We start from the raw sequence: 22,636 nt of genomic DNA on the forward strand, positions 1-22,636 counted from the left end.
TATGAAGACGGCTCAAGATATTTATTGCTCTTTTCTTCTCAGTGGTAATGAGTTCGCCCTCGCCGTCAAGAACGTCCAGGAAGTTGTCAATCCCCCTGAGACCTATACCCGTGTCCCCCTATCACCCGACTACCTCATCGGTATGTTTAACCTGCGCGGCACGATCGTGCCTGTGGTGGATCTCCACGCCATTCTAAAAATCGAAAGTCAGTCTTCGTCTAAAGATCTTAAGAAAATCGCTATTGTAGAGTGCAATCAGGTTTTGATCGGTCTTGTTTTTGATAGCACCGGCGAGGTCTTTCGCGCCCATGGTGAGGAAAAGAGTGACTTCTCTTATAGCGAAAACAAACATTCGGTCATCAATGGCGCATTCAAACTCGATGAAGGCCGCCGCATTATCCAGATTATAGATCCTGAGGCCTTATTTAACCTGGAGCACATCCCCCATCAAAACGGCAGCCGCACCAACGCTCAGGCTTTGCTAAAACGCAGCCGTGGCCAGCGCAAACAATGCATTTCGTTTTTTACAGGCCCTTCTCGCTGTGCTCTGGGGATTGAAAATATTCAAGAGATCTTAAAACTTGAAAACATGAAGAGTTCTATTCTCTCGGTAAGTCACTATCTCGGCACAATTGAAATTCGCGGGAATCTGGTTCCCGTCATCGACTTCGCTTCTCTGCTTGGCTATCGCGAGCCAGACCGTAAATTGACTCTCACCAATGAAAACCGCCGCGTCCTGGTCCTTCGCTTGGAAAAAGAACTCTTTGGCCTAATGGTGGATTCGATCGAAAGCATTGTGACTTATTTTAGCGATGATCTTTTACCGTTTCCGGTACTGGGTGACCAAAAAAGAAAGCTCTTTTCCGGCTGCGTATCACGCGACAATGAGGCCGATATTGTCCTGCTAAACCATGCCGAGATTTTTAGCGGCGAAGAAATGAAAGAAATCACTCACGGTCACAGCAAGATCTACCAAGCTAAAGAGCGCACCGGTACAACGAAAGCTCAAAAAAGTGCCGCGAAAACTTATATTACCTTCCATTTGGAATCTCTCTATGCGGTTAGTATCAGCGAGATTCGCGAAATTATTGATTTACCAACGACTCTGTTGCACCCACCTGGACTCCCTGACTATTTTCAAGGGGTGATGAATCTGCGCGGGGACCTCGTGACAATTGTCAACACGCGATCAATGTATGGCATTCCTTCAAACTCAGAAAAAAGTCAGGCACAAAAGGTCTTGATATTTGAATCTGCCGGCGGGAAATACGGCCTTGTCGTCGATGCCGTGGATGCCATTTTATCTATGTCAGATGAAAACAAAATGGCGATTCCGGAGATCCTTTTTAAATCCGCAAAGGCCGCGATGTCTGCGGATGTTCAAGAAGCCGTTGAAGTCACTATTGAAGGTAAACAGAAAAAAACTGTCTTCATTCTTAATGTCAATGCTATTGCGACCCGTATCGGCCAGCCGGCATCACAGGCAATCTCCTCCGTGGCTGCAAGCTGACAAGTAAGTTCAAATCGTCAAAGCTAAATCACGGCAACGCCTAGTGAAGTCAATCCAGCGTTGCATGTAAGACTGAAAATAGGAAAGCCATTAACTCACTAAAAATCACTTTAGGAGGCTTCCTATGAAATATATTTTAAGTTCGCTTCTCATTGTGTTAGGCGCCGGGTCCCTGGCCTTTGGCGGAGAACTCGATAATGAGCACGGTGTGACCAACAAAGACAACATGCGTGGCACTCTGGTCCTACGCATCGACAAACGCACGAATAAAGCTGAGTACGTCACGACCCAAAACAATCTCTCCAGCAAAGACAAAGCAAAAAGCTTTAGCAAAAACGCCCGCTATAAAAACGTCCCTTCAGGAAAAATGAAAAACGAGCTGGATAACAGCGGCGGTTCTTCGAGCTGGTACTTCTACAACGGCTACGGCGGGGGCGGTTATGGAGGTGGCGGCTATAACGGTGGCTATGGTGGCGGTTACGGCGGGGGCTATTACGATGGCGGGTATTATAGTGGTGGTTACGGCTACTACAATCCGTACTGCAACTACTACGGACAAAACTATCAGCCGTATTACTACTACAATTCCGGCTACTATAACTACTATTACTATGGAAACTGCAACTGGGGTTATGGCTGCTATCGATAGCTCAGCGATTGGTAGCTCTCGTTTTTATATATGCTGAAAAAGTAGAAAATAAAACGATGGGAACAAAATAAGACCCGATGAGGAAATCGGGTCTTATTCAAAAATTCGGGATGATCAAATATTAAAGGCTGATCAAAACACCGGCTTTAATGCCGTAGGTTTCCATTTGAAGCTTCATCGCCGTAGAACCGATGTAACCATTTGGCTGAGAGTTACTGATCGCGTTCACACTTGTCTGGTAATCACCTTCAAGCAACATAGCAATCGACTTCGTGATGCGTACTTGGCCGCCGATGCCAGCTGCCCAGCGGAAATCAACTGTTGAAAACGCACTCTTCGTGTCGTTGTTGTTGATGAGATCCGTATTGTAAGTCGCACCATACATTCCGTACGGAGAATAAATCCCTGTGTTGTACATATTCGCGTTTTGCACGTTAGACATTGTGCCCGTAGAGTCTTGAAGTAAAGAAGCTACCGCACCACCTTTAACGTAAAGACGGAGGTCGTTATTGTTAATCACGTTATAACGAGCCAGCAATGGGAGCTCGATATATTTATTTTGGTATGAAAGGTCCCAAGTGCTGATACCCATGCGATATTCTTCGCGTGAAGTGCGCTCAGCATACATGATGCCTGTTTCGAATTGGAAATTTCCGCGGCCGACAAGGACGCCGACGCCACCTTCATAACCCGTTCCAGTTGTGAAGCTATAGCCTTGAGCGGTTTCACCTTTATATTTAGCGAAGGTGATCCCTGCGATAGGTTCGATATGAATAAGGCTGCGAACAACTGGTTTAGGTGCCGTCGCGCGCATACCCATTGATGCTTCTGCATCGATTTCTTTCTGTAAGTCACTACTTGCAGCGTGGGCCACAGAAGCGCCTAAAGAAAGGGCCAATAGAATACGGATGAAAGATCTCGCTTTTTCCATAAAAATCTCCTCAGTTCCCTACAAAGCAAGATCCGTGGAACGTCAGATCGACCTTATTTGTTTAGAAACTGTGTCCAGCACGGTGTGGAAACCTTCCACTGGCAAATTGTTAAACAGGCTCTTATGGCTTAGACAGGGAGCTTCCATACTGATCTCATTTTGAGACGGCCGCCCCTCGGGGCAAATTCTTTGACTTTCCAAACATTGAACTCAATATTGCACCTATATATTAGGAGAACAAAACCATGTCTCATACGGTACCCGGAGTTTGCGCAGCCCCTGACGCTGAAACGCAGAAATATGTTTTCAATCACACCATGCTGAGAGTGAAAGATCCCAAAAATTCTTTGGATTTTTACACTCGCGTGCTCGGCATGAAACTCATCCGTAAATTGGATTTTGCGGAGTGGAAGTTTTCTTTGTTCTTTTTAGCTTACGTGCCTGAAGGAACCGCTGTTCCCGGCGACAACGAGGCCAATGCAAAATACACCTTCGGGCGTGAGGCTGTTTTAGAACTCACCCACAATTGGGGTACGGAGTCTCAAGAAGCCATGCCTTATCACAATGGTAATACCGAGCCTCGTGGCTTCGGTCATATCTGCATTTCTGTTCCTGATATTCAGGCGGCGTGTGCGCGCTTTGAAACACTTGGCGTGAACTTTCAAAAACGTCTCGGCGAAGGCGGCATGAAGAATATCGCCTTTATCAAAGATCCGGATAACTACTGGGTTGAAGTCGTTCAAGCAGGACTTCTCTAAACCCTTTTATAAGCTATTAAAGAAATCCCACATCACGTCGTTGGCTGAAATGGCCTTCGACGGATCCCCGCTCACGAAACTTCCTCCGCGGGGTCTTTCTCCCCCTGGCCACGAGTGTTTACCTGTCTCTGTCACGCAAAGCTGAACCGCAGACTTTTTGCACTGATAACGGTCGCAAGTAGCGCCTTTCATCTCGATCACACGCTGTGACTTGGCTTCGCAGCCCTCAAGCTGGGTCCACTTTTCAATTGTTTTTGGTACTGATACGAATTCAGTAACCGCCGATTTATCACGGAATGAAAATTCCCCAGCGCCGCCGTTAAACAGAACGTGATCATCGTCTTTTGCATGAATGTGTAAAATAGAAATCGGCGATTTCGGTTTGCACTCTTTAGTATTGTCGGTCCCTGCGACCGAAGCCACGGCCCTGAAAATCTCTGGTGCTTCGCAGGCCAAGCGATAGGCCATCATCCCACCATTGGACATTCCCGTCGCGAAAACTCGTTTTGTATCGACGTTTAACTGTGCTGATACTGTTTTATAGATCTCTTTGATAAACCCCACGTCATCGACATTATTATCGCGTGCTTGCCCGCAACAGTTGCCGGCATTCCAAGTAGCCAGCTTGCCGGACTTCATCGCACTTGTCCCATTCGGAAAAACGGCGACAAAGCCGATCGCTTCAGATTTTGAAATCTGCTTATAAAACTTGTCAGTGGCTTGAATCTCCATATCCCCACCGCCACCGTGTAAAACAAAAAGCAGCGGTGCCGGATTTTTGGGATTATAGATTTTCGGTACGTGAATTTTATAATATCGAGGCTGTCCGCCGAAGGAGATCGAGAAAGTATAGTCGCCACTTTTTTCAATCTTGGCTTTCGTATCGCTTGAAGCTTCAGGCGCCGGCTTTTCTTGTTGCTTTTTGAGCCAACGATCTTTAATCATATCGCGGATCGGGCCCGCTTCACTCTGAGAGGAAAAGATGAAAGAGAGACAAATCAAAGCCTGATAAAGTTTCATGACGGGCCTTTCGTATTCACGAATACTTTATAAAAACTCTATCTAAAAAACTAGTCCAGCCAGCCTGAAACTTTGTTTAAGAACGGCACATCGATACCGTCAAAGCGATGACCGTAGTGAAACGAAGCTCTCTGCGAAGTCATTGCAAGATCCATATCTGGCAGATGATAGGTGTAGGCGTCCATACCGACTTGTATAATACCGTAGTTGCTCACCCCGTTGTATCCAAAACTAAAACTCAAATTTGAGTTCAGACTGCCATCCGTTTTTCGGTAGGTATATTCTGCGGATTCATACTTCTCGTAAGCAATACCATAACCCAGTAAAATTTCAGTACTGACAGAAAACTTATCGTTAAACACCCACGTGAAGCCGCCACCGCCTGAGAGATTCGCCTGAAGAAGATCCGCCTGCTGAAGGGTTGCGAGCTCTCCATACTTACCTGAGACTTGCGTTGGAATCAGCTGAGGATTGGCTGAGAAGGCATGATTGTGAATCCCCAGCATCGCAAGCCATGCTCCCCCACTGCGGATCTGACGGCCGCTTTGATCAAACGCGACGGCCCGTGAATAGCGCTCCGGTTGGAAGTTATAAACGAAGTTCGCGCCATAGTGACGAGTCGAGATATCCGGACGCTGAATGTATTTGTTCTGCGGAAAGCTCGGATCGATCGTCGAAGTGTTATTAACGTAATAACCGTTGTAGTTTTGATAAAAATAGTACTGCGTGATGTTTCGCCCGAAAGCAGAAAATTGGAAATCGAGAGACGTGCCCGTTCCATATTTATCGGCATCTTCAGGGTTGTTCGCGCCACTCCATGAAATGGTCGCGCCTAAATTGCGATAACCGATACCGACAAAGTACTTCGTAAAAGGTGTCGGTTCAAAATCCACTTCCGAGTTTTTCGTTTCACCGGCCGTACTCTCAGTCCTGATACGGAAGAGCGGGTTCAAAACCCCACCTTTGACGTTCAGGACGTCTTTCGCATCAGGCTCCCAACGATCGGTTTCAACAGCAAACGCACTCCCTGCCGAAGCAAGGAGCGCGATAAATAAGAAAAATTTCATCATAGATTTTCGCAGTGCAACCAGAAACAGGACCTGGCACCTATTTAAAAAGCTGACGAGCTTTACGGATATCCATCACCAAGTCTTCAATGCGGTCATGGATGCTATCTAAGCGATTCACTACTTGTGAGTAGTCTTTTTCTTTCTTCACGTGCGCTTTGAGCTCTTTCAAAGCATTGCGAGCTCCCTCAATCGAGAAGCGGTCACGGTGAAGAAGCTTACGGATCAGGAATGCATTTTCCACATCTTTGCGAGTGTACATACGCTGATTGTTAGAAGCTTTTTTAGGTTTCAAAAGATCAAACTCGGTTTCCCAGTATCTGAGAACGTATTGTTTAATTCCCAACATATCGGCGACGTCACCGATCTTGAAACCCATTTTATCAGGAATCGAGTTGATCTCTTCAAGCAACTTGTCGTCGCAAAGAGCGGCCGGTAAAGAAATCGGCTCGCTCGCAGTCAGAGGATTTTCAGGAGTATCAACCGGAGTGAACTCTTCGTTGGCAACCACGTCACCAAGTTGCAGTTCCAATTGATCGTTCCCGCCAGACTCAGAATGTAATTCAATCTCTGAGCCAGCATCCTGACTAGTTGTCATCATCGTCATCGTCATCATCCTTGAGATGAGCGTACTCTTCACCATTGAGCATCGCCTTGAGCACCTGGCTCGGGCGGAACGTCAATACGTGACGAGCGCTGATTGTGATTTGATCACCCGTTTGCGGATTGCGACCGATGCGCTCATTCTTGCCACGCACGACGAAATTACCGAAACCAGAGATCTTAACTTTCTCACCGTTTTGCAGAACATCTTTGAGAGTGTCGAAAACCGACTCTACCAACTCAGAAGCTTCCTTCTTCGAAAAGCCGATCTTCTGATAGACCTTTTCTACGATATCGGCCTTTGTCACAGTCGATTTACCTAAATTCTGGCCTGCCATACTAAAAACCACTCCTTGGATTCATCACTAATTAACAAAATACTTCCTAAGGCTAACAAGTCTTTGAAAACAATCAAGAATTTATCTCATTGTTAACGCAAATTGCTTTTTCAAAGCCTCAACAATCTTATTACTTGCCTCTACAACTTGATTATCTTGCAGCGTGGCATTTTTGTCTTGGAAAGTGAGTCTCAGAGCCACGGATTTCTTTCCGAGCTCCATTTTGTCGCCTTCATAGACGTCAAACACATCCACATTGGTCAAAATGCCGCCGCCCTGTTTGCGAATCTCGCGAACGACGTCGCCGACCTTCACATTTTTGGCCATTACAAAGGCAAAATCGCGTTCCACTGCCGGGAATTTAGACAAACTTTCAAAGCGCGAAGGACGCGGCTGGCCCTTGTAGAGCTGATCCAAATCCAGTTCTGCCATCGCAGCAGGCACACGGATTTTATGATCATCCAAAAGAACCGGATGAAGTGTGCCGATAAAGCCCACTTTCTTTCCTTCAACAACCAACTGAGCAAACTGACCACGATGCATGAACGCAGGCACTTCGCTTTTATCTTGCGGTGAAGACCACGTGTAAGAGTTGATATTGAGGTTTCTAAGAATCGTTTCAACTGCCGCTTTGACTTCAAACACGAGTGGATGAGTTGCGGTTTGATTCCACAACTGAGTTTGCACTCCCCACGCAGCCAGGCCTAAACGAGAAGTCTCTTTGTAAGCATCACCGTCTTTATAGAAACACTGACCGATCTCATAGAGACGGCCGAAGTGATTTCCTTGATTAAAGTTATTCGCGAGGTTTTTGAACAAACCCGTTGAAAGTGAACTTCTCATTGTATCCATCTCTTCATTGAGAGGATTCAAAACTTTGATTTCAGCCTCTGAAACCGTGAAACCGGCAGCTTTCAAAACTTCAACGCCACCCAAGAATTTCTTCTGAGCCTGACCGCCAACAAAAGCATAGTTGAAAGCTTGCGAGAAGCCTTGACCACGCATCATTTGCGAAAGCTTCATGTTCATCATGAAACCTTTGTCATGAACTGCCGGGCTTTCAGCAAGCATCGGCAGAGTTTCAGGAATATTTTCGTAACCATTCAAACGCGCGTACTCTTCAACAAGATCCATGTCCTGTTCAAGGTCGAAACGGAAGGTCGGAGGCAAAATAGAATACTTGCCCGCACCACCCGTCACCTGGCAACCCAAGCGGCGCATGTAATCGGCAAACTTTGCTTCATCAGCTTGATAACCCAAACGGTCCGTCACAGTTTGCACCGTGATTTCAACCGCGGATTTTTTCACTGGGTTTGGATAGAAGTCATGATGATCGCCAAACGCAGTCCCACCAGCCACTTGCACAATCAAATCCGCAGCACGGTCCATCGCACGAACAGTGCCATCTGGATCTACGCCACGGCTAAAGCGATACGCAGAATCCGTTTCAATCCCGTGCGAGCGCGACGCTTTACGAACCGCCATCGGCAAGAAGTAAGCCGCTTCAATAAAGATGTCGGCTGTTTTTTCACTGACACCTGAATTCTGACCACCAACGACACCGGCCATTGCGACCGCGCGATTGGCGTCGCGGATCATAAGCTCAGTGCCTTTCAATGTGACTTCCGTCCCATCAAGAGTTTTAAATTTTTCACCGGCCTGAGCGTTGCTCACAACGATTTTGCTGCCTTGAATTTCTTTGGCGTCAAATGCATGAAGCGGTTGACCGAGCTCCATCATCACGTAGTTCGTTACATCAACTACGTTATTGATTGAATTCATGCCGACAGCTTCAAGACGTTTTACAAGCCACTCAGGACTTGCTTGAACTTTGACACCTTTAACGAAACGGCCCGCATAGCGAGGACACAAATCAGAATTTTTAACTTCAAGGCCGATTTGCTTTTTTGTCGACTCACCAGACAAGGCAAGCTTGCTTGTCATTGGTTTTAATTCACGACCCAAAAGGCACGCGATCTCACGAGCAAGTCCATAGTGACTCAAGCAGTCTGCGCGGTTCGGAGTGACTTTGAGTTCAAACACGATGTCATCGTAGCCACCGTATTCGGCAAATGTTTTACCAATCGGTGCGTCCTGAGGAAGAATCGCGATGCCATCGCTTTCTTTTGCAAGACCGAGTTCTTTGAGTGAGCAAAGCATCCCGCCAGATTCAACGTCACGAACTTTGGCTTTTTTGATAGCAAAATTGCCTGGCAGAACTGCGCCTGGCAACGCCACGATCACGCGGTCATTGGCCTTGTGATTTTGCGCTCCACAGACGATCTGATGAACAACGCCTTCGCCTGTCGTCACTTTACAAACCGACAATTTGTCAGCGTTTGGATGTTTGTCTTTTTCCAAGATCAAACCAACAACAACGTGCTGGAAATCTTTGGCGCGATTCACGGTCTCTTCAACTTCAAGGCCTGCGCGTGTGAGCAAAGCATCCAACTCCGCAGGTTTTGCGAAGTAGTCTTTAATATCTACGAAATCTTGTAACCATTTTAAGCTAATCTTCATGGGAGAAACTGCCTTACGAAACGAACATCATTTTCAGGGAACAAACGAATATCATCGATGCCGTATTTAATAATACCCATACGCTCGATACCAAAACCGAAGGCAAAACCTTGCCACTCAGGATAATTGATTTTCGCGTGGTGGAACACTTTTGGATTGATCAAGCCGCAACCGCCGATCTCGATCCAGCCCGTCTGTTTGCACAGACTGCAGCCTTTGCCTTTACAAATCGGGCAAGAGCAATCGACTTCCGCCGATGGTTCTGTGAATGGAAAAAAGCTTGGACGGAAACGAGTTTTCAAGCCCGAACCGAAGAACTCACGCACGAAGAAACTGATCGTGCCTTTCAAATCCGCCATAGAAACTTTGTGATCCACACACATGCCTTCGATCTGATGGAAATTCGGCAAATGCGAAATATCGCTGTCACAACGGAAAACCGGGCCAGTACCAATGATACGCAAAGGTGGCTTCTCGCTTTCAAGCGAGTGAATTTGAATCGGGCTTGTGTGCGTACGCAACACATGGGTCGGATCAATAAAGAACGTATCCTGCATATCGCGCGCCGGATGGTCCGCTGGGATATTCAGCGCCTCAAAGTTGTAATAATCTTTTTCTATGAGTGGACCGGTACGGATGCTGTAACCGATACGAGCCATGATGTTAAAGATCTCTTCAGTCACCTTGTAAACCGGGTGCTGATTGCCCGTAGGACGCGTGTAAGATGGCAAAGTCATGTCGAGCTCTTCGCTCGCCATCTTACCTTCGATCTCGGTTTTCTTCAGAGCCTCTTCGGCTTCGACATAAACTTGTTCTAGCAGGCTCTTAACTTCATTTACCTTTTTACCAAAAAGGGGCTTTTCTTCCTTCGGAAGATTGGCCATCTCCTTCATGATTTCAGTGAGGCTTCCGTTCTTACCGAGGAAGGTCACTTTGAGGTCATAGAGAGCTTTGCTGTTGGCAGCGGCTTTAAATTGAGCCAGCGCCTGTTCTTTGATTGCATCGAGTTTAGCTTGTGACATAGACCTCAGTTATCTCTGAACCCTATAGTATTTTCAACGATTTAGGCCGATAATGTGATGCGTAATTTTAGTTGACCTTCGCCCGTAAAAAAGCGAACTTCCCAAGCCATGGCGCACAAAAATAAATCCAATTACAGCCCCTATAAGGCCAGACAAGAAGCTCGCAACAAAAACGCGGGCGCCAAGGTCCTGACCGACGCCCCGAAAGTGCTCATGGGGAAGCACAAAAAGCCGGAGAGTATTTACTCGTTGAACGAGGCCAACGACCGTCTTGCTGATATTTTCCGCAATCACGGTTTCCAGGTCAGCCACGAAGAGCGCATGAAATTGGCTCACTTCTATCGCCTGCTGATGGAAAACCAAGAAAAAGAAAACTTCACCCGCTTGCTCAAATTGCGCGACATCGCGATCAAGCACTACATCGATTGCATGATCATCACGGAATTTACAGATTTGAAATTCCCACTCATCGATGTCGGCACGGGCCCGGGCTTCCCAGGTATTCCACTTAAAATTCGCTATCCAGATAAGCACATTCTTTTGGGTGAAGGCGTTCAGCGCCGCGTGGAATTCTTAAAGCACGTGCGCCAAGAAATGAATCTGCAAAAACTCGACATCGTCGGCCGCAATATCAACAAGCACTTCGTATATCCTGTGAACGGCGCGATCACTCGCGCGGTGGAAGATATCCGCAACACGCTTGGTAATGTTTTGAGTTCTCTGCAGCTCGGCGGAAGAGTTTACTTTATGAAGGGCCCAGGCGTCGATCCTGAGATCCCGATGGCGCTCAAAGAGTACGGCAAATACTATCAACTTCACAAAGACATCGCTTACGATTTGCCACACACGCCTCACCAGCGCCGTTTGGTGATTTTTGAAAAGATCCAGCATGCTCCACTGCCTGAAGAAGATGAAGGCGAAGAGCTCTTGATGGATGAGTTGTCAGGCGAAGAAAAACGCCGCTGGAGTAAGTACTAATGACTGAAATTACATCAGCTTCGAATGAGCTATTTAAAAACTGGAAAAACCTCGACACGGCAAAAGGCATTCGCAAGGCTGGCGAGTTTTTCTTGATGGGCGAAAAACTCATTCGTGAGTTTTCAGAAAACAAAGAGCTGCAACAAAAGTTTCCAGTGAAGGCGGAACTCTTCAACGAAGATCTCCGTCCTCTAAAACTGGCTTCCGATCGTTCAACTTTTAAATTAGCAAAAGGTTTATTTAAAGAACTCGACTTCGTCGGCACGCACTTCAATTTGCTGTTGCTGACACTGCCCGAGATTCCGAGCTACGATCCCGCGACTCAACCCCAAGGTCTCGAATTGGTTTGCCCATTGGGTGATCCAGGCAACCTGGGCGCGGTGATCCGCTCGGCGTTGGCGTTCAACGCCAGTCGCGTGGTTCTGACGGAAGAAGCGGCCTTCCCGTTCACTCCGAAGGTGGTGAAAGCGTCTGCCGGAGCAGTTCTGCAAATGCCTCTTGCGCGCGGTGGGAATTTACAAAGTGAAAATTACGCCGACATTTACGCTCTCGACATGGTCGGAAGCGATATAGAAGATTTCAAATGGCCTAAAAACATGCGCCTCCTCGTCGGCGAAGAGGGTTCCGGCGTCAAAGACATGAAAGGCCTGATGAAATTAAAAATCAACACAGGCTCCGTCGAATCTTTGAACGCCACTGTGGCAGCCAGCATTGCCCTTTACAGTTTCCGCAATTACACTCGTAAGTAGTTATCGTTAAGGAGAACTCTTATGTTACATCGCCTCTCATTGGTGAGTGTTATTGCTGGATTTTTATTTCTCAACGCCTGCTCCACCGCTTCGGTGCGCGTAATGCCGGGCGAAGACGGTACGAACCGCATTGTCTCTAAAGACATCGAACAAGAAGGCGCTGAAGAAGCTGCTGTGAAAGCCGCGAACGAATACTGTGAAAAACGCGGTCAGACAGCGGTATTTGTCACAGAAAAGACTCAGTACAAAGGCGATATGGACGAGCAAACTCGCAAGAACGTGCGCACGGCTTCAAAGGTCGGCATGATGCTCGGCGGAGTTGGCTACGGCACCCGTAACTCCGGTGTTGGCGCCGTGCTTGGCACCGCTGGCAGCGTGGGTTACGCAAGCACTAATGATCGCGCTTACCAAAACGAAGTCGTTTTTAAATGTAAGTAGCCCTATCAACGAGAACGCTTGTCAGTGACTTTGTAAACAGCTAGCATTTTAGCAATGACAAAATCGATAGCGTTCTTTCTCATCGTCTCTTTGAGTTTCTTTTGTATTTCTGCGCAGGCCAGCCTTCCGGAAAATCTCGTTGCTGTCGGCCAAGGGGTTGCCTCCCCAAGCACAACGTCGCTTGTGAATATCGGTCGCGGGCTTGTGGGTTTTGAAAATCCTTCGGGTCTTATGTATACCAAAGGCTTTCGTGTTGCGGTCGAAGCAACGAAAGACGCCAGCGGCTCTAACACGGGTTTTGAAGGCAGCTATGCCAGCGCCAATTACGGCCTGGCCGTCGGCAACTGGAAGTCCTGCACGGATTGTGTTGCTGCCACCGCCCTGATTCTGGGCGGCGCTTTTAAATACGCGAACATCGGCCTTCGTTATCAAAAGATCGATACAACACCCACCTATGGCTTAGGCGTCCTCTTTAACGCCGCTGGAAAGCACCGCTTCGGAATTCACGTCGAAGATGAAGTCCCCGTGGTTCAAGATAATAGCGTGCTTAAAGCCGGTGTTGGCTATTCGTACGTTGGCAATGATGACACAATTAATATTGAAATGACTCAGCAAAAAACTCAAACCACGAGCACGACTAAAAATTCGATTGGTTACAAACGAAAAGTCAGCTCGCTCGAGGTCAGTATGACCTACGAAATGGGCGAAGGTGGTACGGATCTCTTCTGGATGGGCGCAGGCTTTAAGGGCCAGACTTTTCACTTAGCCGTTTACTCAGCTTACAACACGCAGCTGCTGGCTGTGCTCTCGGCCTTTTTCTAATTTTTAGTATTTATCAAAGTCCACGGCAGGAATCCGCAGAGTGTTAAATCCATTGGTAATCCAGGCGTTCTCAAGCAAAAAACGTTGTTTCTCGCTGCGATAGGCTCCCGCATCTCCCCACAGTTCAAAACCGGACGGAATCGGCGTGCCACCAATATCTTGAGGGTTTGAAAAGTTAAAGGGATGGTTGTGAATATGGATTTTAAAATGATAACCGCGAGCGAGGTACTTCTTCAGCCACTCTTCACGCACCGTATTCGCCGGTACCATGGCTTCTGAAGGATTGGACAAAAAGATCACCACCATCTCACGATCAGGACCTATAAGAACACTGGCGCCAAACTCCGAATAGCTACCAAACAAGGGTTTTCCTAAAATCTCCGAGTGCAGATCCAGCAACATTTCTTCTAAGAAAGAAACGGTGAAGAGTTTTTGCGAAAGCACCCGATCAAAGCGCGGCAGATAATCTTTCGCGCCGGCGTTTGCGAAGACCTCTTTTTGCTTTTTCAATAAAACCACAGGGTCTGTGTCGATGCGAGCGCGGACTTCTTTTCTGAACTCGATCAGCGACGTTGGACTCGCTATGGCCGGCTGATAATAGACCTCGCGCTCTGTGCCTGCGAAAATGCGGATCTCAACGCCCTGGGCTTGGGCTGAGTACTCGAGTTTGAAGTGATCGTTCAGAGAAGACGCCTGAGCCAGGCCTGCTGTGAACAGAAGAATAAAGAAGCTCCACATGCCCGGGATAGTACAAAGGGCTTTTCAGCGAGTAAATAAAAAGGCCGGTTACGCACCGGCCTTTATAAAAGCTTCATACTAGGGCTCAGGCCAAACTACGGCGCCCAGGCCATATCCGTAAACGAGTTTCCGCCCTTGCTGACTTGACTCCAAGTCATACCGTCTGTCGAGCGATAAACTGTCTGCCACGTGATCCCGATATAAACGCCACCGCCATAAGCGATTTTACCATTCATACCGCTGCCGAACGCAGACCAGGTTTCGCCGTCCAGGCTACGATAATTTTTTGTACTCGTTGTCAGGATCAAAGAGTTATTCACGAAATTAAATCCGCTAAAACCCGTGGCACCAGACACCGTGACATCAGACCAAGTCACACCATCCGTACTGCGCACAACTTTCGTCGCTGAGTTCACACCCCAGAAGTAGCCCATACCATAAGCGACACCCGTCACGGTGTAATTTGAAAGCTTCGTCCAAGTCACACCATCAGCACTTGTGGATCGAGAACCGCCATCGCCGTAGGCAAAGTAAATTCCATTACCATACGCAACGCCGCGGAAGTGCGTGCTGCATGTGTTGTCTGGAAGGTCTGTCCAAGTAACGCCGTCGTTTGAATAAGCGCGATTCCCGCAAGCGCCGACGGCGACGATGCGATTCACACCCTCAGCAACTCCGCCGTACCAATTTGATAGGAAATTAGAACTCTGGAACGTCATCCCGTCTGTCGATCTTTGAATGCGCCAGCCAAGAGTGATAAATGCGTTTTTAAAGTAGGTCGCTGCACGCTGGAGGTATTTATCATCGCCACCGTTGGCAATATCAGAAACGTCGTTTGTCCAAGTCTTACCACCGTCAGCACTTGTCATATGGCGGCCACCATAACCTGTAAGAACCCAACGACCATTTGGATTCGCAGGGTTGCTTGGAGTTGGGGTCGGTGTCATTGTCGGTGCCGGTGTTGGCGTCATCGTCGGCACTGGAGTCGCCGTCGGAGACATCACCGGAGTTGGCGTCGGTGATACTTTCGGTGTCGCCGTTGGCGCTACCGTTGGTGATACAACCGGAGTCGGTGTTGGCGTGACTGAAGAGCCCGGAGCTGGCGTTGGTGTCGGAGTAGAAACTCCCGCGCCCGAATTATCTCCAGTTGATGGTAAATTCTGCGAGCCCTCCGCAGGAAATCCACCAGAGCCATTGCCTGCACAGTTTGAATAAAGCAGGAACAACGGCGATAGAGCCAGCACCATAACTACTTTTTTGAATCGCTTCATGATCCCCCCGGATCCAACGAGACGAAATACTAACTTAAGTTAAAATCTCAGTGAGTGGTGAATAGAACCGAGCCTTCTGCGGGTGAGTCGCCGAGAAGTTTCCATAGTAACCAAAACCCTTCCCGTCCGGAGTCGCAAAGGCATACTCAGAGGCAGGAACTCCCATCAACTGCAACAACGTCAGCAAGAAGCAGTTGTACGGCATATTAAGGGCAGCGAACTTTTGACCTCCACGTGGCATCACCACGTAACGGCCAGCGCGGAGAGCTCCGCCCATATCACCGATCAAGAGTTGTTGGTTATCGATACCCATGTGAGCGTTATCATCACCCACATCTTGCATACCACCGGCACAGAGCAAACCCGTCACCATGTTTTGAATATAGGTACGGCCCGTGTTACCCTCGAGCACATCTAGTGGCGCCAAGAAACGGTCCGCGATCAAGTTGGCAAAGTACTTCCACCAAGTTTCGAAAGCCGTTCTTTGCTTAGCCGCGCCAACAGTTCCATGCATCGTATTGTGAACGTTGTCACCCAAGCCGCTGAGGCCCGGAATCCATTGCGGATCTTGTCCCTCGAAAGCCATTGTGCCGACTTTCGTAAGACCGCATTTAAAAGCAGCTGCGAGCAAATCCAGGTAAAGAGCATTGTACACGGCTGGATCTACAGGTGCCCCCGGATCGTTTGGCTTCGTGCATGTCAGCGCCGGAGCAGGTACCGCCGCCGAAAGGGATTTTTGCAAGTCCGAGATATAACCCATGTGTTGATCTAAGCGAGCTTTATCATCCGCAGAAATGCGACGGCCGTTTTTAAAATCAGTGTAAGCACCGTAAACGCGATTTAAAATATTAGACTTCAACTGATTGGTGTTATCTGCAGGAGTCGTTGTTCCCGCGGTCAAACCGCTGAAAACCTCGTTATAGAAATTCTTTAATCCGTTCGAGTTGTATCCTGGAACCGCTTGCACAGTGCTTCCGACTTTCTGATAGAATAAAGAGCCCGATGCCAGCAAGTCCACGCGAATAGCCTTACGTACATTCGCAGGAGTTGAATCCGGATATAGAGTCTTAGAGGCCTCCAAGACTGTGTCGATCGTTGGGTAATTACCTTCAGAGTTTCGATCTTGAGCCTGAGCTAAAACGAAATTCCCGTGGGCAGAACCAAACACCACCGAGGAATCTAGGCCACGAACAATCGTCAGTTGATCGGCGTTTTTTAAAGACTCATAGCGAGTGTTGTTCAAAACGGGGCTAATGGTGCTTGCCGCGCCCAGGTTGCGAAGCAGAACCTCTTTAGCTCCGCTGGTGCCAATCGCCGTGGTTGCGCTCGTAACAGCAGGCCACAAAGCGTTTAAGTTCCCGTGGTCAAACCAGAACATCATCAAACGTTTTGGTGCGATTGTGGATTGTGCGTAGGCTTCCGCGGGCATCAGGCTTGGCAAAAGAGGAAGTGCGAGGAGTGTTTTCCCCGCTCCGATTAAAAATTGACGGCGTGATTTATTGCAATAATAGATCGACATAAATTCCCCTTAGTTGTTCCAACGTCTAAACTCTGGTGACATAACCATGCTCTTAATCGCCGCGACGATGGAGCCCTGAGTGACATTATCCCCGTACATTGTTTTCAAACTTTGATTCATCTGACAATTTGCTGTGGTATCCACAGGAACGCGCGCTTCGAAGCGCTTTAAGTTTTTCACAAAGCACATCATCGCACGGTCGCTAACACCGAGCTGTTCACCCATTTGTTTCGTACCATTAAAGCTCACTGGGCTGCCTGTAATTTCAGAAGTCGTAACACTTGCATCCACGGCCAGCTGACCAACGGCTGTCGAGTTGCTGTAAACCGTTTCAATGGTGCGATAACGGCCAAAGCTATCGAAGTTCTCCATGGCATAACCAAAGCTATTGAATCTGCCATGGCAAAGAACGCAAGCCGTGCCATTGACTTCGGTCGCACGCGAAGTTCTCATGCGAGTCGTGATCACCTCTTCAGTCAAGACTGGTGGTAATGCCGTCGGAGCACTTGGCGGTGGCAAGCCGATATCCTGGCACAGAACGTGTTCAATAATATTCAAACCGCGTTTGATCGGCGTTGTTGTATAGCCTGAGCGCTTCGTCAGCATCGCTGCACGACTCAAGAAACCAGAACGCTCGATTGGCAATGTCGTCGTGTTGCTGACGCCGTAAATGGCTGCCAAACGGCTGTCAGTGGCACTTGTGTATCTTGATGTCATCACGTCAAGGAATGTTCCTGACTGGGTTAAAACCACCGTCGCAAAATAGTTATCAAGCTCGTTGCTCATAACATCTGCAAGGCCTGTTGTGTTGATGTTACCGATATAAGCAGCATCGTATTGAAGGCGGTCAAAAACATCATAACCATAAGATTCACGGAACAAACGGCGAACCATGTCTTTAGCACCCGGCAAAGTCAGCAAGCGATCTATTTGCTGACTGAGAACCGCATCGGTCAAAAGTGTGCCGTTAGCTGCCGCCGCTTTCAAGGTTGCATCCGGAGGAGCTCCTGTCAGGAAGAAGGCCATTTTGGATGCAAGTTCGTAAGCCGTCAAACTGAGCACCGTCGAACCGGTCGCAATCGGCGTTCCTTGGTCATAAATTTTATAAAGGAAATCAGGCATGATCGCGATCGCGGTAAAAGTTAATTTTAGAAGATCGGCTTTGGCCAAGGTGCTATCCCAGAGTTTTGCAGCGACAGCATTTGCTTCTGTGGTACTGAGTGCACGACGGAAGGCACGAGAACCGAGTTCTTTCACAAACGACTGATGACAAGCCTGAGTGATGGTTGTCGCACTCAAACATTTATTAGTATTCGGATAGGCCTGTAAACCCGCCGTCGCGCCAGAAACGAGCTCCCCGGCTCTGTAGGCCGCATTAAAGAGAGCATCCGAGATCGGCTCAGTCATCAACAAGGACTGTTCTTTGAGGGTGTCGCGATTTTCGGTGGCAATGTCAGTCGGTATACTGCTTAACTGCGACACAAGAGAGGTGTCCGTTTTAAGCGTCGTTGAGAAATCATCGAGCAACGCAAAGAGCGCGATCTGATATTCACGATTGGTTAATTTTAAAAGCGGCGTCTTTTGGACATCACCCGCAGTACAAGCGAACTCCTGGCGATTCTGACTGTTCGTCACTGGAGGTGGTTCACTGGCTGTTGGTGACAACGCCTGTGCAATCAATGCAATCTGAGCATCAGTTAAATGAACGGCACTCATTTGCGGAATAGAATTTAAAGCAAGAGTGATTTGTGAAGCGTCTCTAGACTTTTTAGCTGATGACTCCACAGGGCCGTGGCAAGACGCGCAGTTCTGCGTGTACAAAGCCTTGCCTTCCATGAGTGGTTCCGTTGACGATGCATCCGATGCCTGATCTTGAGTTGTATCTACTTTTAACGGCGTGAATCGTCCGCAGTTTTGGAAGCCGATAACCAATGGCACTGCCACAACGAAAAAAACACCGAGTCTTTCGAAGACGGTTCTCATTCCCCACCTCATATACAACAACTAGCTTAGCGTAATTAGCTCTCCTTTATCGGTTGAAAATTCCTGGGCTTCTCATTTTGATAGTCTAGCTTTTCGGGATTTTTCCCTTCTGAAAATGAGCGTATTTCTGCGCTCTAAAAGTGCTGCGCGAATGCAGCACTTTGCGGCCACTGTCGTAAGATGAGATGTCTACATTCGTGCTGCAAAAATGCAGCGGATTTCATGATTTTTTGGGAGCGCCTAGGGGGTGTAAGTCACGCGGCACGCACCTTTTTTACCGGCACCGCCCAAGCCCGGCGTTGAGTATCCAGAGCCGCCACCACCGCCTGCTCCGTAGTTTCCACCAGGATCCCCGGGCAAGCCGCTCATCCCACCGCCGGCGCCGCCACCACCACCGCCGCTTCCGACTGTCGCCGAGAAGTTGGATCCCGCAGCACCGGGATTACTACTACCGCTCCATTGATTAGCACCGACACCACCGGCACCGCCACCGTTCGCAGAGGCTCCCGCCGTTCCACCTACACCGACAACAGCATTTCCACCCGAGCACGTAGCACAGTTACCACCGCCGCCGCCGCCACCAGCACCACTCGTAGCTGCATTCGAACCACTACCGCCATTGCCGCCAGCGCCATCTTGTCCGGCAGCACCACCGCCTCCTCCGGCGCCTGAGCCCCCACTGGAGCCACCGCCTGCTCCGCCATTACCGCCACTAAATGCATTCGCCGAAGGAATCGATGAAGCCGCACTTCCACCAGCACCGCCAGCTCCAGCGCTTGTGCCAGTGCTGCCACCTTTTGCTGTTAAGGTTGCACCGCCGTTGAATGTTGTATCGCCGCCGTTTGTGCCCGAAGCACCCCCCGCGCCAATCACGACCGCGGCAGTTCCGCCAGGAGTTAACGTCATATTGGCGACATAAGTATAAGCACCGCCGCCACCACCTCCACCGCCATTGGTGGTTCCACCGGTCATACCGGCGGCCCCTCCCGCGCCTCCGCCGATGCACTCGACTTTGTTGTTGGAGTTATTCCAATTGCTCGGCACCGGCCAAGAAGCATTGGAACTCACAATCGTCGTAACAATGGGAGTAGAAGGTTTTTTCCAAAAGGTGAACGGCACTGTTTGAGAATTGGCAACGACTACAGCAAAGATGACACCTACACCAAGCGATACTCTGAAATAAAGATTTCTAATCATCGTGAGTACAATACTCACTGCTGTTGTACGCAGAACACCAGAATAACTTCGGGACAGATTGTGGAAAGCGCTGCAGTTATGCAGCAATGGGGGAAAGATAAAAATTTTGTGAACGATTTTACGATCTCTAAAGTGCGTAGGATGTTCGTCTTATGGATCGAACAAGAGCAACGAGACGAGCGTCTCGTGCTCCCTGAAAAAAGAGATTCCTGCCCCTGAGGCTAGCCTTTTTTTTCTGAATTAGTATCCGCGAGTCACGCCGCCATCGATGAGAATGCTTTGGCCAGTGATGTAACCCGCTCTTGGGGAGGCAAGAAAGGCTGCAAGATCCGCGAGCTCGTGTGGATCGCCCAAACGTCCTGCAGGAACCATCTGCTTGATGCGCTCATCAGTGAGTTTTAATTCTTTCAAACGATCCGTCGCTGTGTAGCCCGGCAGCAGTAAGTTTACTGTAATTCCGAAGGGGGCATATTCATTTGCGATAGATTTACTTAAGCCCGCAAGCCCCGCACGCAAACCATTTGAAGTCGTCAAACCATTCAACGGCTCCTTCGCCGCCAGCGAAGTCACTAACAGCACGCGTCCGTAATTATTTGCTTTCATTTTCGGAAGAGCTACTTTCAGTGACTCAACAACACTCATCCACAAACTTTGGAAATCTTCATACCACTGCCCGTCTGAGATATCAGCGAAATTGCCTTTGTTCGGGCCACCGGTATTTGTCACCAAAATATCCACTCCGCCCATGATTTGAATGGCTTTTTCAACAACGGCTTTCGCTTCGCCTTCTTTCGTCAAGTCACATGTCAGAACATGCTTCGCACCGATTTCTTTCGCGGTCTTTTCCAGTTTATCAAGGCTGCGAGAGCAAATCGTGACCTCAGCGCCTTCTTGCACAAGCACTTCCGCGATCGAGCGGCCGATTCCAGTAGATGCGCCCATCACAAGGGCTTTTTTTCCTTTTAATTGTAAATCCATGGTGTGTCCTTTATTTTCCGAAGTCTTCTTTTTTCATACCGAGCCAGTTCAGTGCTGACTTCGAGAAGAGCCACTCTTGAGTTTCTTTATCATTCGGGAAAGCTTCTTCAATCACCTTCCCTGGAACCAATTCACCGAGTGGGAAGGGATAGTCCGTTCCCAGGCAGATTTTCTCAGCACCGACGAGGTCTACGAGATATTTCAAAGCCTTTGGATCATGCACGAGGCTGTCGAAGTAAAAATGACCGAGGTAATCCTTCGGTGGCACTTTATTGTCAACCGCACACAAATCCGGGCGCGAATCAAAACCATGCTGAATTCGGCCAACAGTGAATGGGAACGAGCCGCCACCATGAGCAAACGCCACACGGAGCTTTGGAAACTTATGAAAGATTCCGCCAAAGATCATCGAACTGATCGCCAGCGACGTTTCCATCGGCATCCCCACCAGCCACGGAAGCCAGTACTTCTGCATCTTATCCTGCCCACGCATATCCCAAGGATGCACGAACAATGGCGCATCGAGAGCTTCGCAAGCCTCATAAAACGGATAAAGTGCTGGATCCGAAAGATTCCAGTCATTCACATGGGAACCGATTTGGAATCCCTTAAAGCCAAGTTTCTGAATGCAACGTTCGGCTTCCTTCGCCGCCATCTTTGGATCTTGCAATGGAACTGTCGCAAGCCCTACAAAGCGCTTTGGATTGCTTTTCACCACATCCGAGATGTGATCATTGAGAAGTTTTGAAACGACTAAACCATCTTCGGCCTTGATGCCATAGCTGAACATCACCGGAATCGTCGACAGCACTTGCACATGCACGTGATGATGATCGTATTCTTTAAGGCGCACTTCAGGATTGATACAGTTCTGCTGAATACGGCGGAAGAACTTGCCGGAGTCATCGACCATGTCGACATCGGTGCAACCTGGACATTGCTTCAACTGAATGAAACCACCATAACCAAACATTTTTTTAAAGTCTGGCAGCTCCGGCGGCAGAATGTGCGTATGAATATCAATCTTAAGCATGGGCCCACTTTCGGCCGTTCACATGACCACACTCCGTGCACTTTGTGTGTTCGCTATTGTAGTAACGCTCAAACACCGGCGGGAAATTGGTCTCAACATTGGTGAGCTTAAAAAACTCTTCGTAAAGCTTGTGACCGCACTTTTCGCAGTACCATTGAAGCCCATCCATTTCGCCTTCGCGTCGGCGGCGCTCAATCACAAGACCGATAGAACCTGCTTCCCGCTGCGGTGAATGCGGCGTATTTGGTGGTAACAAGAAAATATCACCTGCATGGATTGGCAGATCTTCGATCTTACCCTGCTCGTTAATCACCTTCAAAACCATGTTGCCTTCGAGCTGATAGAAGAACTCTTCCCCTTGATTGACGTGAAAATCAGTACGCTCGTTGGGACCTCCAACCACCATCACCATAAACTCGCGGTCCTTCCAGACAACTTTATTACCAACTGGCGGCTTCAGAAGATGACGATTTTCATCAATCCATTTTTTAAAGTTAAAAGGCTTTTGCATG

At 48.5% G+C, this 22,636-nt stretch carries 22 protein-coding genes; 7 read left to right on the forward strand and 15 right to left on the reverse strand.

Going from position 1 to position 22,636, the window contains the following annotated elements:
• The first annotated feature begins 1 nt into the window (after window position 1).
• Both JSU04_15715 and JSU04_15720 read left to right on the forward strand, forming a co-directional pair.
• Window positions 2-1,510 carry a chemotaxis protein CheW gene (locus JSU04_15715; protein ID MBS1971759.1) on the forward strand — a complete coding sequence of 503 codons (1,509 nt, stop codon included), beginning with the start codon at window positions 2-4 and terminating at the stop codon, window positions 1,508-1,510.
• Window positions 1,511-1,634: 124 nt separating this feature from the next.
• Entirely contained in the window at window positions 1,635-2,159 is a 525-nt protein-coding gene (locus tag JSU04_15720) for a hypothetical protein (protein ID MBS1971760.1), read from the forward strand.
• A gap of 121 nt (window positions 2,160-2,280) precedes the next feature.
• Here JSU04_15720 and JSU04_15725 read toward each other — a convergent pair whose 3' ends face one another.
• Entirely contained in the window at window positions 2,281-3,090 is an 810-nt protein-coding gene (locus tag JSU04_15725; GenBank protein ID MBS1971761.1) for an outer membrane beta-barrel protein, read from the reverse strand.
• A 245-nt stretch (window positions 3,091-3,335) separates the two neighbouring features.
• Between JSU04_15725 and gloA the strand changes: the two genes are divergently transcribed.
• Window positions 3,336-3,848, forward strand: a complete 513-nt coding sequence (gloA, locus tag JSU04_15730; GenBank protein ID MBS1971762.1) for a lactoylglutathione lyase — start codon at window positions 3,336-3,338, stop codon at window positions 3,846-3,848.
• Between the two features lie 6 nt (window positions 3,849-3,854).
• On the opposite strand, the gene JSU04_15735 is transcribed toward gloA, so the two are convergent.
• From JSU04_15735 to pheS, 6 genes are all read right to left on the reverse strand, one after another.
• A complete protein-coding gene (locus tag JSU04_15735) occupies window positions 3,855-4,868 on the reverse strand; it encodes a prolyl oligopeptidase family serine peptidase (protein MBS1971763.1) in 1,014 nt (337 codons plus the stop codon).
• 50 nt (window positions 4,869-4,918) lie between these two features.
• On the reverse strand, window positions 4,919-5,938 hold the full coding sequence (locus JSU04_15740) for a DUF4421 family protein (GenBank protein ID MBS1971764.1): 1,020 nt from the start codon (window positions 5,936-5,938) through the stop codon (window positions 4,919-4,921).
• A 37-nt stretch (window positions 5,939-5,975) separates the two neighbouring features.
• Window positions 5,976-6,533 (reverse strand): MerR family transcriptional regulator, encoded by a 558-nt coding sequence (locus tag JSU04_15745; protein ID MBS1971765.1) that lies wholly within the window; start codon window positions 6,531-6,533, stop codon window positions 5,976-5,978.
• Complete coding sequence (locus tag JSU04_15750; GenBank protein ID MBS1971766.1) at window positions 6,523-6,876, reverse strand: integration host factor subunit alpha; 354 nt, start codon at window positions 6,874-6,876, stop codon at window positions 6,523-6,525. The genes JSU04_15745 and JSU04_15750 overlap by 11 nt, the downstream gene beginning before the upstream one ends.
• Before the next feature lie 81 nt (window positions 6,877-6,957).
• Window positions 6,958-9,396 carry a phenylalanine--tRNA ligase subunit beta gene (locus tag JSU04_15755; protein MBS1971767.1) on the reverse strand — a complete coding sequence of 813 codons (2,439 nt, stop codon included), beginning with the start codon at window positions 9,394-9,396 and terminating at the stop codon, window positions 6,958-6,960.
• On the reverse strand, window positions 9,393-10,418 hold the full coding sequence (gene pheS / locus JSU04_15760) for a phenylalanine--tRNA ligase subunit alpha (GenBank protein MBS1971768.1): 1,026 nt from the start codon (window positions 10,416-10,418) through the stop codon (window positions 9,393-9,395). The genes JSU04_15755 and pheS overlap by 4 nt, the downstream gene beginning before the upstream one ends.
• 108 nt (window positions 10,419-10,526) lie before the next feature.
• On the opposite strand from pheS, the gene JSU04_15765 reads away from it, so the two are divergent.
• From JSU04_15765 to JSU04_15780, 4 genes are read left to right on the forward strand one after another with little or no spacing between them, the layout of a single operon-like run.
• The gene (locus JSU04_15765) at window positions 10,527-11,396 is read left to right on the forward strand and encodes a class I SAM-dependent methyltransferase (protein ID MBS1971769.1); all 870 of its coding nucleotides are present in this window, start codon (window positions 10,527-10,529) and stop codon (window positions 11,394-11,396) included.
• Window positions 11,396-12,145, forward strand: coding sequence for an RNA methyltransferase (locus tag JSU04_15770; protein ID MBS1971770.1), 750 nt, complete (start codon window positions 11,396-11,398; stop codon window positions 12,143-12,145). The genes JSU04_15765 and JSU04_15770 overlap by 1 nt, the downstream gene beginning before the upstream one ends.
• 21 nt (window positions 12,146-12,166) lie before the next feature.
• Window positions 12,167-12,583, forward strand: coding sequence for a hypothetical protein (locus tag JSU04_15775; protein MBS1971771.1), 417 nt, complete (start codon window positions 12,167-12,169; stop codon window positions 12,581-12,583).
• Window positions 12,584-12,637: 54 nt separating this feature from the next.
• Window positions 12,638-13,405: a hypothetical protein gene (locus JSU04_15780; protein ID MBS1971772.1), complete on the forward strand. Its 768-nt coding sequence runs from the start codon at window positions 12,638-12,640 to the stop codon at window positions 13,403-13,405.
• Window positions 13,406-13,408: 3 nt separating this feature from the next.
• Here JSU04_15780 and JSU04_15785 read toward each other — a convergent pair whose 3' ends face one another.
• The 8 genes from JSU04_15785 to JSU04_15820 all read right to left on the reverse strand — a co-directional run bounded on the left by JSU04_15785 (window position 13,409) and on the right by JSU04_15820 (window position 22,635).
• Window positions 13,409-14,143 carry a hypothetical protein gene (locus JSU04_15785; protein MBS1971773.1) on the reverse strand — a complete coding sequence of 245 codons (735 nt, stop codon included), beginning with the start codon at window positions 14,141-14,143 and terminating at the stop codon, window positions 13,409-13,411.
• A 95-nt stretch (window positions 14,144-14,238) separates the two neighbouring features.
• On the reverse strand, window positions 14,239-15,414 hold the full coding sequence (locus tag JSU04_15790; GenBank protein ID MBS1971774.1) for a hypothetical protein: 1,176 nt from the start codon (window positions 15,412-15,414) through the stop codon (window positions 14,239-14,241).
• Window positions 15,415-15,448: 34 nt separating this feature from the next.
• Window positions 15,449-16,933: a DUF1552 domain-containing protein gene (locus JSU04_15795; GenBank protein MBS1971775.1), complete on the reverse strand. Its 1,485-nt coding sequence runs from the start codon at window positions 16,931-16,933 to the stop codon at window positions 15,449-15,451.
• A gap of 9 nt (window positions 16,934-16,942) precedes the next feature.
• On the reverse strand, window positions 16,943-18,916 hold the full coding sequence (locus tag JSU04_15800; protein ID MBS1971776.1) for a DUF1592 domain-containing protein: 1,974 nt from the start codon (window positions 18,914-18,916) through the stop codon (window positions 16,943-16,945).
• Between the two features lie 240 nt (window positions 18,917-19,156).
• Complete coding sequence (locus JSU04_15805; protein MBS1971777.1) at window positions 19,157-20,113, reverse strand: hypothetical protein; 957 nt, start codon at window positions 20,111-20,113, stop codon at window positions 19,157-19,159.
• Between the two features lie 240 nt (window positions 20,114-20,353).
• Complete coding sequence (locus tag JSU04_15810) at window positions 20,354-21,091, reverse strand: SDR family oxidoreductase (GenBank protein ID MBS1971778.1); 738 nt, start codon at window positions 21,089-21,091, stop codon at window positions 20,354-20,356.
• A gap of 10 nt (window positions 21,092-21,101) precedes the next feature.
• A complete protein-coding gene (locus JSU04_15815) occupies window positions 21,102-22,124 on the reverse strand; it encodes an amidohydrolase (protein ID MBS1971779.1) in 1,023 nt (340 codons plus the stop codon).
• A complete protein-coding gene (locus JSU04_15820) occupies window positions 22,117-22,635 on the reverse strand; it encodes a 3-hydroxyanthranilate 3,4-dioxygenase (GenBank protein MBS1971780.1) in 519 nt (172 codons plus the stop codon). Before JSU04_15820 ends, JSU04_15815 begins: the two co-directional genes overlap by 8 nt.
• Window position 22,636 lies beyond the last annotated feature (1 nt).

The organism is Bdellovibrionales bacterium, from assembly GCA_018266295.1.
Classification (GTDB): Bacteria; Bdellovibrionota; Bdellovibrionia; order Bdellovibrionales; family Bdellovibrionaceae; genus JACMRP01.

Excerpts from the sequence above, each read along its gene's own strand:
- JSU04_15715 (MBS1971759.1), top strand. The coding sequence starts at position 2 with ATGAAGACGGCTCAAGATATTTATTGCTCTTTTCTTCTCAGTGGTAAT.
- JSU04_15720 (MBS1971760.1), top strand. The coding sequence starts at position 1,635 with ATGAAATATATTTTAAGTTCGCTTCTCATTGTGTTAGGCGCCGGGTCC.
- JSU04_15725 (MBS1971761.1), bottom strand. The coding sequence starts at position 3,090 with ATGGAAAAAGCGAGATCTTTCATCCGTATTCTATTGGCCCTTTCTTTA.
- gloA (MBS1971762.1), top strand. The coding sequence starts at position 3,336 with ATGTCTCATACGGTACCCGGAGTTTGCGCAGCCCCTGACGCTGAAACG.
- JSU04_15735 (MBS1971763.1), bottom strand. The coding sequence starts at position 4,868 with ATGAAACTTTATCAGGCTTTGATTTGTCTCTCTTTCATCTTTTCCTCT.
- JSU04_15740 (MBS1971764.1), bottom strand. The coding sequence starts at position 5,938 with ATGATGAAATTTTTCTTATTTATCGCGCTCCTTGCTTCGGCAGGGAGT.
- JSU04_15745 (MBS1971765.1), bottom strand. The coding sequence starts at position 6,533 with ATGACAACTAGTCAGGATGCTGGCTCAGAGATTGAATTACATTCTGAG.
- JSU04_15750 (MBS1971766.1), bottom strand. The coding sequence starts at position 6,876 with ATGGCAGGCCAGAATTTAGGTAAATCGACTGTGACAAAGGCCGATATC.
- JSU04_15755 (MBS1971767.1), bottom strand. The coding sequence starts at position 9,396 with ATGAAGATTAGCTTAAAATGGTTACAAGATTTCGTAGATATTAAAGAC.
- pheS (MBS1971768.1), bottom strand. The coding sequence starts at position 10,418 with ATGTCACAAGCTAAACTCGATGCAATCAAAGAACAGGCGCTGGCTCAA.
- JSU04_15765 (MBS1971769.1), top strand. The coding sequence starts at position 10,527 with ATGGCGCACAAAAATAAATCCAATTACAGCCCCTATAAGGCCAGACAA.
- JSU04_15770 (MBS1971770.1), top strand. The coding sequence starts at position 11,396 with ATGACTGAAATTACATCAGCTTCGAATGAGCTATTTAAAAACTGGAAA.
- JSU04_15775 (MBS1971771.1), top strand. The coding sequence starts at position 12,167 with ATGTTACATCGCCTCTCATTGGTGAGTGTTATTGCTGGATTTTTATTT.
- JSU04_15780 (MBS1971772.1), top strand. The coding sequence starts at position 12,638 with ATGACAAAATCGATAGCGTTCTTTCTCATCGTCTCTTTGAGTTTCTTT.
- JSU04_15785 (MBS1971773.1), bottom strand. The coding sequence starts at position 14,143 with ATGTGGAGCTTCTTTATTCTTCTGTTCACAGCAGGCCTGGCTCAGGCG.
- JSU04_15790 (MBS1971774.1), bottom strand. The coding sequence starts at position 15,414 with ATGAAGCGATTCAAAAAAGTAGTTATGGTGCTGGCTCTATCGCCGTTG.
- JSU04_15795 (MBS1971775.1), bottom strand. The coding sequence starts at position 16,933 with ATGTCGATCTATTATTGCAATAAATCACGCCGTCAATTTTTAATCGGA.
- JSU04_15800 (MBS1971776.1), bottom strand. The coding sequence starts at position 18,916 with ATGAGAACCGTCTTCGAAAGACTCGGTGTTTTTTTCGTTGTGGCAGTG.
- JSU04_15805 (MBS1971777.1), bottom strand. The coding sequence starts at position 20,113 with ATGATTAGAAATCTTTATTTCAGAGTATCGCTTGGTGTAGGTGTCATC.
- JSU04_15810 (MBS1971778.1), bottom strand. The coding sequence starts at position 21,091 with ATGGATTTACAATTAAAAGGAAAAAAAGCCCTTGTGATGGGCGCATCT.
- JSU04_15815 (MBS1971779.1), bottom strand. The coding sequence starts at position 22,124 with ATGCTTAAGATTGATATTCATACGCACATTCTGCCGCCGGAGCTGCCA.
- JSU04_15820 (MBS1971780.1), bottom strand. The coding sequence starts at position 22,635 with ATGCAAAAGCCTTTTAACTTTAAAAAATGGATTGATGAAAATCGTCAT.